This is a genomic window from Microbispora rosea (genome assembly GCF_900156315.1).
GTDB classification, from domain to species: Bacteria; Actinomycetota; Actinomycetes; order Streptosporangiales; family Streptosporangiaceae; genus Microbispora; species Microbispora rosea.
This window is the reverse complement of record NZ_FTNI01000026.1, coordinates 96577-107996: the sequence shown is the minus strand read 5'-3', so window position 1 is coordinate 107996 and position 11420 is coordinate 96577. Positions and strand designations below refer to the sequence as shown.

The 11420-nt window shown below is 70.7% G+C and carries 9 protein-coding genes; 8 read left to right on the top strand and 1 reads right to left on the bottom strand.

Going from position 1 to position 11420, the window contains the following annotated elements; genetic code table 11:
* Window positions 1-51 precede the first annotated feature (51 nt).
* The 5 genes from BXA11_RS30585 to BXA11_RS43370 all read left to right on the top strand — a co-directional run bounded on the left by BXA11_RS30585 (window position 52) and on the right by BXA11_RS43370 (window position 4764).
* Window positions 52-807 (top strand): type II secretion system F family protein, encoded by a 756-nt coding sequence (locus BXA11_RS30585; RefSeq protein ID WP_239104863.1) that lies wholly within the window; start codon window positions 52-54, stop codon window positions 805-807.
* Between the two features lie 235 nt (window positions 808-1042).
* Complete coding sequence (locus BXA11_RS45670) at window positions 1043-1534, top strand: DUF4244 domain-containing protein (RefSeq protein ID WP_308441008.1); 492 nt, start codon at window positions 1043-1045, stop codon at window positions 1532-1534.
* A gap of 29 nt (window positions 1535-1563) precedes the next feature.
* Window positions 1564-1947, top strand: a complete 384-nt coding sequence (locus BXA11_RS30575) for a TadE family type IV pilus minor pilin (protein ID WP_239104862.1) — start codon at window positions 1564-1566, stop codon at window positions 1945-1947.
* Between the two features lie 339 nt (window positions 1948-2286).
* Complete coding sequence (locus BXA11_RS30570) at window positions 2287-2679, top strand: Rv3654c family TadE-like protein (RefSeq protein WP_076440069.1); 393 nt, start codon at window positions 2287-2289, stop codon at window positions 2677-2679.
* Between the two features lie 297 nt (window positions 2680-2976).
* A complete protein-coding gene (locus BXA11_RS43370; RefSeq protein ID WP_159454861.1) occupies window positions 2977-4764 on the top strand; it encodes a fibronectin type III domain-containing protein in 1788 nt (595 codons plus the stop codon).
* 188 nt (window positions 4765-4952) lie between these two features.
* Here the strand turns inward: BXA11_RS43370 and BXA11_RS30560 are convergent, their stop codons facing one another.
* Window positions 4953-7349: a DEAD/DEAH box helicase gene (locus tag BXA11_RS30560; RefSeq protein WP_239104861.1), complete on the bottom strand. Its 2397-nt coding sequence runs from the start codon at window positions 7347-7349 to the stop codon at window positions 4953-4955.
* A gap of 403 nt (window positions 7350-7752) precedes the next feature.
* Between BXA11_RS30560 and BXA11_RS30555 the strand changes: the two genes are divergently transcribed.
* The 3 genes from BXA11_RS30555 (at window position 7753) to BXA11_RS30545 (ending at window position 11403) form a co-directional block, all read left to right on the top strand.
* A complete protein-coding gene (locus tag BXA11_RS30555) occupies window positions 7753-8103 on the top strand; it encodes an STAS domain-containing protein (protein ID WP_030506779.1) in 351 nt (116 codons plus the stop codon).
* A gap of 19 nt (window positions 8104-8122) precedes the next feature.
* Entirely contained in the window at window positions 8123-8551 is a 429-nt protein-coding gene (locus BXA11_RS30550; protein ID WP_076440064.1) for an ATP-binding protein, read from the top strand.
* Window positions 8552-9069: 518 nt separating this feature from the next.
* Window positions 9070-11403, top strand: a complete 2334-nt coding sequence (locus BXA11_RS30545) for a sodium-translocating pyrophosphatase (RefSeq protein WP_076440062.1) — start codon at window positions 9070-9072, stop codon at window positions 11401-11403.
* The last annotated feature ends 17 nt before the right edge of the window (window positions 11404-11420 follow it).

Below are 11420 nucleotides of genomic sequence, written 5' to 3'. Positions count from 1 at the left end.
ACGCCGGTTGCTCTTCTGGGGACGATTGTCCTGCTGGAAGGGGAGCGAGACATGATCGCTGTGCTGGCCGGGCTCCTGACCACGCTGGCCATGCTGACGTGGCCGGTTGCTCGTTCGCCGGCCGTGCGGCTGAACGCCATCGCGTCGTCGGCGGCGTCGGAGGCGCCGGCAGGAGGGCCACCGGGCGCCGCGCCGATGGGCGCGAGCGCGGCACGCCGAGGGGTGGCCGTCTCGGCACCCGCGGGGATCGCGCTGTTCCTGCTTCTCGGTGGCCTGACGGGGGCGTGCGCGGGGACGTTGGTGGCCGTCGGTCTGTTCGTCGCCGTTCGCAGGCGGGAACCGGCCGAGGTCAGGCGCCTCCGGGAGCGTGTGGGGGCCGACCTTCCGTTCGCCGTCGATCTGATCGTGGCCTGTCTCCGGGCAGGACAACCGATGAGCAGGGCAGTCGAGACGACCGCCGTCGCGATCGCGGGCCTGCTGGGTGAGCGCCTCTCGTGGGCGGGCGCTCAGATGCGCCTGGGGGCTCCCCCCGAGGAGGCGTGGGCCGCCTTGTCCGACGAACCGGCGCTCGCCGTCCTGGCCAGGACGATGATCCGGGCCGCGCAGAGTGGCGCGCCGGTCGCCGACGTCCTCACCCGGCTGGCCGACGACTCCCGGCGTACGGCTCAGGCGACGGCCTCCGCTGCGGCGCGGAGGGTGGGCGTCCACGCCGTCGCACCGCTCGGGCTCTGCTTCCTGCCGGCCTTCGTCTTTCTGGGGATCGTCCCCATGGTCGCGGGCCTGGCGGGTCAGATCCTCCTGCCGTGAACAGCCTGTGGACAGCCTCATCCACACCTGTGGACAGCGAAGTGGGTAAAGCGCTCAGGAGCTCAGCAATCGCCGATCGTTCCTCCACAGATGAGGGCTCTGGCGTTGTGGACAACCGCGGCGGCAGCGCTCCTGTCCACAGAACCGCGCTCGGCCCGAATCCGCCCATCCGTGATCCCGCAGTCTGGCCCCAGCACGGGCGGAGTGGCCGCCCCGAGCGGGATCAGGAGGACCGATGAGCAAGCACGCCGCGACCGCCCGGAGGGACCAGACGGGCACGACCCTCCGGCGGCGAGACGGTGACGCTGTGGGCCGTCACAGGGCGCGGCCGGCACGTTGGGTGGCGCTCGTGCGCTCCGCGCGAAGGGCGCTGCCCGGCCGATCCGGGCGCACATCCGCGTTCACCCGTTTCGGCCGCCTGGGACAGCGGGCGGTCCTCGGCCGGCTCCGGAACGCCGTGCAGGGGATGGGCGACGTCCTGCGGAGGTCGTCCGCCGCGCTGCGGCAGCCGGTCGCCCGAGCCTCGTGCCGCGCTCGAGAGCTGACCCTTCAGTGGGCGGTGCAGGCCGGGACGAGGGCCGACGCGGGCATGTCCACTGCGGAGTACGCCGTCGGCACGATAGCCGCCTGCGGGTTCGCCGCACTGCTCTGGAAGGTGGTCACCAGTGCCGAAGTGAGGTCGATGCTCGCCGCGCTCATCCAAAAGGCGCTGAAGCTGGCCGCCTGAGGCTTCCGGTGATGCGCTGCCGTGCGTGGATGCCGCGACGTCGGCTGGTGGACGTGCGGCCCCGGCGAAATCGAGGGTCGGTGACGGCGGAGACCGCCGTCGCACTTCCGGCCCTCGTGCTGGTGCTGACCGCCGCACTGTGGGCGGTGACGATCGTGGGCGCGCAACTGCGATGCGTCGACGCGGCCCGGGCCGGCGCACGCGCGGCTGCACGTGGCGAGGTGACCGAGGAGGTGCGTGAGGCAGTCCGGCGACTGGCTCCGGAGGGCGCCACGGTGACCATCCGCGTGGATGCGGACACCACCCGGGTTGAGATCGTCGCGACCGTCCGTCCGCCCTTCAGGTCGCCGCTTCCGCCCGCTCGCCTCCGGGCCGCCGCCGTCTCCAGCACCGAACCCGGCGTTCTTCCGTAACTGTGCGCGGCTACGGGGGCGAACCGGTCTCCGGGCTTCCGGGAAGACCTGGTCGCGCCGAGGCCAGGTGCACGCGAATGACGAGCGGCTCCGAAGCCGCGAGAACGCGGCGAGGCAGTCGCCTTGGACTCGGAGGCCTGGGTTCGAAGGACCGAGCTCGGAGGGCCGGGCTTGGAGGGTCGGGGCTCGAAGGACCGAGCTAAGGGCCGGGTTCGGAGGGGCGGGGTTCGGAGGACCAGGCTCGCAGGACGGGACTTGCGGGACCTGGGCTCGGAGGACCTGGGCGGAGGACCCGGGCTCAGAGGACATGGGCTCGGAAGACATGGAGGAGCACGAATCGTGGGAGCGGAATTTCAGGCCTGCGGGGGCGGAGGACCCTCCAGTCGGGAACGCGGCTCGGCGACCATCTGGACGATCGCCCTCATGACCGCCGTCTGGGCGATGGCGATGGTCGTCGTCCAGGTGGGCGTCGCTCGCGTCGCCCGACACCGAGCGCAGAGCGCCGCCGACCTCGGCGCGCTCGGTGCCGCTCGCGTGGCGCTGGCGGTCCCGGATGAGGCGTGTCGTCGAGCGGGGGCGATCACGGTCGCCAACGGCGCGTCGCTGCGGTCGTGCTCGCTGTCGGGCGGTGTCGCCGAGGTTGCGGTAACCGTGCGGTTCGTGGTCCCCCTCCTCGGTCCCGCGACGGCCACCGCTTCCGCATCGGCCGGCCCGGTCGGTGCCGCAGCATGAGGGAGCCACCGGGGTGGGCGGATCAGCGTGCACAACGAGAGTGCTCTCTTCCGGAAACTCGCCCTAGGTTCGACGGCCGTGGCGGATGAGGCGTAATCGGGCGCTCAGGCAGCGGCCTGCGTACGAAGCATTCGGATCTTCCGTAATCCGACACTACTTGTGTCGCAATAGAATCACGACTTCTTGGACATAGGGTCTAAGAGTGGACGGCTGGCGTACAGTGCCGCGTACTCTCAGTCGCCGTGCGTATTCGGCCGAGGCAGCCGGGGCGGACGGTTTTCCATGAAGGGATGCGTCGTGACCAGGGTTCGTAGGCTGGGCACAACGGCGATGATCGTCCTGATGGCTGTGGCGTCCACGCCGATGATCGGTGCCGGACCCGCGTACGCGGCCGACGCCGAGATCCTGTCCCCGGCGGACGGGGCGGTCGTCAAGTCGTCCGGTGCGGTGGCCGTGTCCGCGAAGACGGACTGGTACCAGATCAGCATGGCCCTGTACGTCGAGGGACCCTCCGAATCCCGGCAGAAGATCGCCTCGGGTGGCGCGAACCAGACGATCAGCGGATCCTTCGACCCCGGCGACGCCCCCAACGGCACGTTCACGGTCAGTTTGTTCGGTGAGGTCACGCACAAGACCTACGCCACCTCGACCTTTGTGCTCAGCCGTCCGCCGGAGGCCCCCTCCGGCGTCCAGGCGCAGCTCAAGAATTCCTCGACAATCCTGGTCCGCTGGGCGAAGGGCGCGGAGCCGGATCTCCAGTCGTACGAGATCGCCTCGGTCAAGGCCGGCAGGTCCGGCTCCGTTTCCGCTGACTCCGCCTGCTCCGGATCGAGCTGTCAGACGAGCATGAAGCTTCCGGCCAATATGGCCGGACAGAAGGTGGACGTCTCCGTTCGCGCGTTCCGCTCGGACGGCACCGGCGGCACCGTCGCATCGCAGCGCTCCGCGGCGGCGTATGTGACCGTTCCCGCCCCGAAGCCGTCACCGAGCCCCTCTCCTAAGCCGTCGAAGAAGCCGGGCCAGTCGGGGGTCAAGTCGCCCGCCGCCGAGACTCCGAAGACGCACCAGTCCACCGCCGTGCCGAACGCGGAACCGGCGCTGCCTAAGGACGCCACACGGCCCAAGGACACCGAGCTGCCGAAGGACACCGAGCTCACGCTGCCGGAGGCGAACGGCGGCAGTGACCAGACCGAGCCGGTGGTCGTCCCGGAGAAGACCGACGATCCGAAGATGACGGCGCAGTCGTCTTTCCTGCCGCTCGGCGGGCTGAGCTTCGGCGTGTATGTCGCTCTCGCCGTCGTCCTGCTGCTCACGGGCGCGAACCTGGGCGCCTGGCTACGGCGCAAGGGCCTGACAAGTGACAACGCGGGCGAGGGACGATCCGGTGGCTCAGAGCCGCGGCCGGCGGCAGGAAAGACGGGCGCATCGCCTGAGGCCGCCACGGTGGCGAGCGGCGTGGCCGCGTTCAGCGGCGCCGCCACGGCGAAGGCCCGGGGGAACGCGCCTGTGCGACGTCCCTCCGTGATCCTGGCCAGGCCGAAGCCCCGCGAGAATCTCCCGGAGGCGGACGCCGACACCGAGACCCGCTTGGACGCCGTCACCTCGACGGCCGAGGGCATGGACACCATCCCAGGCGCGGGCATGGACACCATCCCAAGTTCAGGCGCGAGCGTAGACACCGTCGCGGGCCCGGGCGCGGGGACCGTCCCAAGTTCAGGCGCGGGCGTGGACACCGTCGCGGACACGGACATGAGAACGGACACGGACACGGAGACCACGGTGTCCGGTCAGGAGCCGGCCGTTCCCGCCGAAGGCGAGCCGCCTGTGCGGGCCACGCCGGACTGGCCGGCATCGCTTCCGTCGTTGACGACACGGCCGGACGAGGGCGGCCGGAGGGCCTCCGCTCACGAGTCGCCGTCTCCGGCGGTGCTGCCCGGGCAGATGCCGGTGATCTCGGCGTCGGCCATGCCCGCGGGTACGACGATCAACGACCAGATGCAGGAGCGGCCTCTCCGCCAGCCGGAGCCGGACGTCTGGACGGAGGACGACGACAACCTCTACTCCGGCCGCCACCACGACCTCTGACGGTCGCGTGATCCCGGCACCTGCCGGGATCACGAACCTTCGGTGCGCGCCGGCTACCTCCCCTCTGTTCGCCTCGCGGGCGGTCGTGCCGGGAGCGCGCCCGAACGCCTGCCGGAAGGGCGGGTCCGCTCCCGAAAGGGCGGGTCCGCTGCCAGGCGGGCGGGGTCCGCGTGTTCCGCGCGCCGGGGTCAGGCGCCCAGGAGGATGTCGAGGAGGCGGATGGCACCGGCCTTGTCGAGCGGCTCGTTGCCGTTGCCGCACTTGGGGGACTGGATGCAGGACGGGCAGCCGCGCTCGCATTCGCATGAGGCGATCGCCTCCCGCGTCGCCGTCAGCCAGTCGGCCGCCCGGGCGTACCCGCGCTCGGCGAAGCCCGCGCCTCCGTCGTGGCCGTCGTAGACGAAGACCGTGAGCAGGCCCGTGTCGGGATGGAGCTCGGTGGACACGCCGCCGATGTCCCAGCGGTCGCACGTCGCGAACAGGGGCAGCAGGCCGATCGAGGCGTGCTCGGCCGCGTGCGCCGCCCCGCCGAGATCCACCGCGTGTCCGGGCTTGATGAGATCGGCGAGTGCGGGCGTGGGCAGGGTCCACCAGACCGCACGGGTGCAGAGCGTGCGCGGCGGCAGGTCGAGCGGCTCCTCGCCGAGGACCTCCCCGGTCTGGGTGCGCCGCTTGAGGTACGAGACGACCTGGCGGGTGACCTCCACCGAGCCGAAGTGCAGGGTGCCGGGCCCTAAGGGCCGTGAACGCAGCGACTCCATCACCCGGATGTCGGTGACGTCGCGCGCGAAGGTCGCGTAGTCCGGTTCGGTGGCGGTGACCAGGGCGACCCCGGCGTCCAGATCGAGCACGTCGACCACGAACGTCTCGCTCTGGTGCAGGTAGACGGCCCCCGGATGGACCATGGTGTGCGCCGACGGCTCGTCGACCGTGCCCAGCAGGCGACCGGTGGACGCCTCCACGACCTGCACGGGGGCGCCGCCAGAGCCCCGGATGTCCGCCAGATCGGCCGCGTGGTCCCGGCTCGTCCAGAACCACCCCGTGGGGCGCCTGCGCAGCAGTCCCCGGTCCACCAGGTCGTCGAGCACGCCCCGCGCCGCCGGGCCGAAGGTCTTCAGGTCGTCCTCGGTCAGCGGGATCTCCGCGGCGGCCGCGCACAGGTGGGGCGCCAGCACGTACGGATTGTCGGGATCGAGGACGATGGCCTCCACGGGCTGTCCGAACACCGCCTCCGGGTGATGGACGATGTAGGTGTCGAGCGGGTCGTCACGCGCGATCAGCACGGCCAGCGCGTCCTGCCCCGCGCGGCCGGCCCGGCCCGCCTGCTGCCACAAGGAGGCCCGGGTGCCGGGCCATCCGGCGATGAGGACCGCGTCGAGCCCCGAGACGTCGACGCCGAGTTCGAGCGCGTTGGTGGTGGCCAGGCCGGTCAGTTCACCCGAGCGCAGGGCCTTTTCGAGCACGCGCCGGTCGTCGGCCAGGTAGCCCGCCCGATAGGCCGCCACCCGGTCGGCCAGCCGCCCTCCACGGTCCGTCCGGCGTTCCACGCCGGTTTCACCCGCCTCTTCGGTCTCGGCGGCCTGAGAGGCCTCGGCAGCCCCGGAGGAGGACCGCTCTCGCCCGCCGATCGCGTCGAAGGCCCTGCCCGCAGCGTCGAAGGTCCCGCCCACGGTCTCTAAGGTCCTGCCCGCGGTCTCGAAGGCGCCGCCCGCAGCGCCGTCCGCGGTGTCGCCGAAAGCTCCGCCGTCCCCCGCGGCGTCGCCCAGAGCTCCACCGGCGCCCGCGCCGCCCACCTCCCCCGGCACGCCCTCGGCGTACTCCCCGTACGGCGCGGGCCCGGCGTCGAGGAGGGCCTCGACCTCCTCCAGCGTGCGGCGGGCGGTGAGGGCCACGGCCTCCGCGCCGCGGCGGGAGCGGACGAACGCGAGAGTGCGGACGTCCTCGATCACGAGGTCCGCCAGGAGATCGGCCGCCTCGGCCGTGGCCGTACGGCGGACCGGAGCGCCGCTTTCCCCGCGTAAATCGGTCAGAGGCGGCTCCCACAGGGCGAAGGTGGTCGAACCCCGGGGGGAGGCGTCCGCGGTCACCTCGGCCATCTCAAGGCCGGTCAGGCGCATTCCCGCGGCGGCGGGGTCGCTCGCGGTGGCCGACGCCAGCAGGAACACCGGGGAGGAGCCGTATCTGGCGGCCACCCGGCGCAACCGGCGCAGGATCTGGGCGACGTGGGAGCCGAAGACTCCCCGGTAGCCGTGGCACTCGTCCACGACCACCAGCCGCAGCCGCCGCCAGAACGACGACCAGGACGAGTGCCGGGGCAGAATCGACCTGTGCAGCATGTCCGGGTTGGTCAGCACGTAGTTGGCGTTCTGGCGCACCCAGCGGCGTTCCTCGGGCGGCGTGTCGCCGTCGTACGTCGCGGCGCGCACCTGCGTCAGCCGCAGCTTGCGCAGGGCCCTGAGCTGGTCGGCGGCGAGCGCCTTGGTCGGGGTGAGATAAAGCACGGTGCCACCGGAGAAGATCTCCGCGACGGCCGGCACCAGGTAGGCCAGGGACTTTCCGGACGCGGTTCCTGTGGCAATGATCACGTTTTGGCCACGTTTAACCAGCTCGGCGGCTATAAACTGGTGTTCCCACAAGCCGGAGACGCCTTGCAGGCGCAGGCGTGAGACCAGCAGCTCAGGAGCCCATTCCGGCCATCGCGCCTCACCTGCCTGACGTGCTGGAACATGCTCCACATGAGTCACGCGCCCCCGGCGTGCGGGAACCGCGAGCAGACGGGTGAGAAGGTCGCCTGTTCGGGCAGAGGACGAAGAAGTCGGAGTCACTGGTTTCCAGTTTGGCATCTGCGGGGAGAGTCGCCCGGAGTCGTGATTTCGTATAGACACGGAGTCGTAGCGTGGTTGAATGCCGCGCATCGGGTCGTGCCTCTGGACTACCAGGATGCATGACCTGTATCGAGACCTACGCAAGTAAGGCGCTGGAGGATCTGTGGATCTGAAGTTGGACCACCATTCCGAGGACAATCTCACCATCGTCGATGTCGAGGGTGAGATCGACGTCTACACCGCGCCCAGACTGCGTGAGCTGCTGATCGACCTGGTCAACAAGGGCAACTTCCACCTGCTCGTGAACATGGAGAAGGTGGACTTCCTCGACTCGACAGGCCTTGGCGTGCTGGTCGGCGGCCTCAAGCGGGTGCGGGCGCACGACGGCTCCCTGGAGCTCGTCTGCACGCAGGAGCGCATCCTGAAGATCTTCCGCATCACCGGTTTGACGAAGGTCTTCGGGATCTACGCCTCGGTCGAGGAGGCCAAGGAAGCCCACGGCCGGGACAAGTGACGGCCGGGGACTCAGCAACATGGCCACCGTCGAGCTGACGTTCAGCGCTCTGCCCGCCCACGTGCGCACGGCCCGGTTGGTCGCCACGGCCATCGCCCGTCGCACGGGAGTGGCTGAGGCGATCCTGGACGAGGTGCGGCTCGCCGTCGGAGAGGCGTGCTCACGGGCTGTGGAGGCGCACCGCCTCCACTGCCCGGGGGAGCCGGTCCGCATCGAGTTACGCGATGACGCGGGGCGTTTCGAGGTGACGGTCACGGACGCCGCCCCGAGCGAGGACGTGACGCCCCAGGTGCTGGAGGCGAACGGCAGCCTCATGCCCGAGATCGACAATCTGGGCATCGCGGTCATCGCGGGGCTGGCCGACGACGTCGAGGTGCTTCCGGGGCCCAAGGGCATGCGCATCCGCATGAGCTGGCCCGCGTCGCCCCACGGCATCGCCGCCCTCTGACCGGCGAAAGCCTCCGAGAACTTCGGGGAACCTCCGAGGGCATGCGAGGAGGACCTTCACGGACCCCGAAAACCCGCCGAGACAGGACCTTCGCGGACCCCGGAGACCTGCTGGGACAGGACCTCCGAGGCACGACCTTCAAGCAGATCGAGTGTCGCCCCCCGGCGTGACACTCGATCTTTTGCTATGCCCGGCCCGATTTCGGACGGTCCGAAATCGGAGGCAAGGGAGTGCCGTAACCAGGGCGACCATCACCGCCGCACACCTGACTCCGCTGGTCAAAGCCCCTTCATAGCGGTGCAAATGTTGGGGCATTACTAGACGCCGCTTCGATTACGACGCGCGAGGGCCTTCATATCCGTGGCGTCGCTGCGTAGACTCCCGGCACCGGCCAAGGTATTGCGGATGCAACCGGAAGCGGCACTTGCCAACCCGCCCGGAAGCGCCGCACAGCCAGTGGGTTCGTCCAGCGTCGTCCGGGCAGGAGGACCGAAACCCCGTCTGGCCGAGGAGGACGGATGTTTGCCTTGCACGCCGCTGGCGAAGGCGCAGCGGTAGCCCTGAACGGTTCCCATCTCACTCTTGTCATAGTCGTCGCCGTCGTGGCGTTGCTGGCATTGGCGGTCGCGGGCACTCTCGTCCGCGAGGTGCTCGCCGCCGGGCAGGGCACCGAGCGAATGCAGAACATCGCGCGTGCCGTGCAACAGGGCGCCGCCGCGTATCTCGCGCGGCAGTTCCGGACGCTGGCCATATTCGTCGTCATCATTCCGTTCCTGCTTCTGCTGCTCCCCGCGGGCTCGACCGGCGAGCGAATCGGCCGGTCCGTGTTCTTCGTCGTCGGTGCGGTGTTCTCCGCGCTGACCGGTTTCATCGGAATGTGGCTCGCCGTACGCGGAAACGTCCGCGTGGCGTCCGCCGCCCGCGAGTCGGGCGAGAAGACCGCGATGCGCATCGCGTTCCGCACGGGTGGCGTCGCCGGCATGTTCACGGTCGGCCTGGGCCTGCTGGGCGCCGCGATCGTCGTGCTGGTCTACAAGGGTGACGCGCCGAACGTCCTCGAGGGGTTCGGCTTCGGCGCCGCGCTGCTCGCGATGTTCATGCGTGTCGGCGGCGGCATCTTCACCAAGGCCGCCGACGTCGGCGCCGACCTGGTCGGCAAGGTCGAGCAGGGGATCCCGGAGGACGACCCGCGCAACGCCGCCACCATCGCCGACAACGTGGGTGACAACGTCGGCGACTGCGCCGGCATGGCCGCCGACCTGTTCGAGTCGTACGCCGTGACCCTGGTCGCGAGCCTGATCCTGGGCAAGGCCGCGTTCGGCACCGAGGGCCTGGTCTTCCCGCTGATCGTCCCGATGATCGGTGTGATCACCGCGGTCATCGGCATCTTCACCACGGCTCCCCGCTCCAGCGACCGTTCCGGCATGGCCGCCATCAACCGCGGCTTCTTCATCTCCGCCGCCATCTCGGCCGTGCTGGTGGCCGTCGCCGCGTTCGCGTACCTCCCGTCGAGCTTCGCCGAGCTGTCCGGCGCCGCCGCGAACGTCGCCGGGCTCACCGCCGACCCGCGCCTGATCGCCATCGGCGCGGTGCTCGTGGGCCTGGTCCTGGCCAGCGCCATCCAGATCCTCACCGGCTACTTCACCGAGACCAACCGTCGCCCGGTGCGGGAGATCGGCGAGAGCTCGCTCACCGGTCCCGCCACCGTCATCCTGTCCGGCATCTCGGTCGGCCTGGAGTCCGCGGTCTACTCGGCGCTGCTGATCGGCGGCGCGGTCTACGGCGCCTTCCTGCTCGGCTTCGGCAACGTGACCGTGGCGCTGTTCGCCGTGGCCCTCGCGGGCACCGGCCTGCTGACCACGGTCGGCGTGATCGTGTCGATGGACACCTTCGGCCCGGTCTCCGACAACGCCCAGGGCATCGCCGAGATGTCGGGCGACGTCGAGGGCGAGGGCGCCCGGGTCCTCACCTCGCTGGACGCGGTCGGCAACACCACCAAGGCCATCACCAAGGGCATCGCGATCGCGACCGCCGTACTCGCGGCGACCGCGTTGTTCGGCTCGTTCAGGACCGCGGTCGAGGGCGAGCTGGCCAAGGCGACACAGGGCGTGAAGGACGCCCTCGGGTCGTTCGCGAACTTCAGCCTCTCGGTGGACGCCCCGAACGTCCTGGTCGGCCTCATCGTCGGCGCGGCCGTCGTGTTCCTGTTCTCCGGCCTCGCGATCAGCGCCGTCGGCCGAGCCGCCGGCCGGGTCGTGTACGAGGTGCGCGAGCAGTTCCGCACCAAGCCGGGGATCATGGACGGCAGCGAGCTGCCGGACTACGGCCGTGTGGTGGACATCTGCACCCGCGACTCGCTGCGCGAGCTCGCGACCCCCGGTCTGCTCGCCGTGCTGACCCCGATCGCGGTCGGCTTCGCGCTCGGGTACGCGCCGCTCGGCGCCTACCTGGCCGGCGCCATCGCGGCCGGAACGCTGATGGCGGTGTTCCTCGCCAACTCCGGCGGCGCCTGGGACAACGCCAAGAAGCTGGTCGAGGACGGCCACCACGGCGGCAAGGGCTCGGAGGCGCACTCCGCCACCGTCATCGGTGACACCGTCGGCGACCCGTTCAAGGACACCGCGGGCCCGGCCATCAACCCGCTGATCAAGGTGATGAACCTGGTCGCGCTGCTGATCGCCCCGGCCGTCGTCACGTACGCCGACAACGTCGCGGTCCGCGTCACCGCGACGATCGTGGCGGTGGCGGTCGTGGTCGGCGCCGTGGTGGTCTCCAAGCGCCGCGCCTCGGGCATCGCCCCGTCCGGCGAGGCCGACGAGGCCTCCCGCGCCACGGAGCCCGTCGCGCACTGAACGCTCGTCGCCCGAAG

Coding starts and splice junctions, on each gene's coding strand:
- BXA11_RS30585 (WP_239104863.1), top strand. CDS start 52: ATGATCGCTGTGCTGGCCGGGCTCCTGACCACGCTGGCCATGCTGACG.
- BXA11_RS45670 (WP_308441008.1), top strand. CDS start 1,043: ATGAGCAAGCACGCCGCGACCGCCCGGAGGGACCAGACGGGCACGACC.
- BXA11_RS30575 (WP_239104862.1), top strand. CDS start 1,564: ATGCCGCGACGTCGGCTGGTGGACGTGCGGCCCCGGCGAAATCGAGGG.
- BXA11_RS30550 (WP_076440064.1), top strand. CDS start 8,123: ATGGCCACCGTCGAGCTGACGTTCAGCGCTCTGCCCGCCCACGTGCGC.
- BXA11_RS30545 (WP_076440062.1), top strand. CDS start 9,070: ATGTTTGCCTTGCACGCCGCTGGCGAAGGCGCAGCGGTAGCCCTGAAC.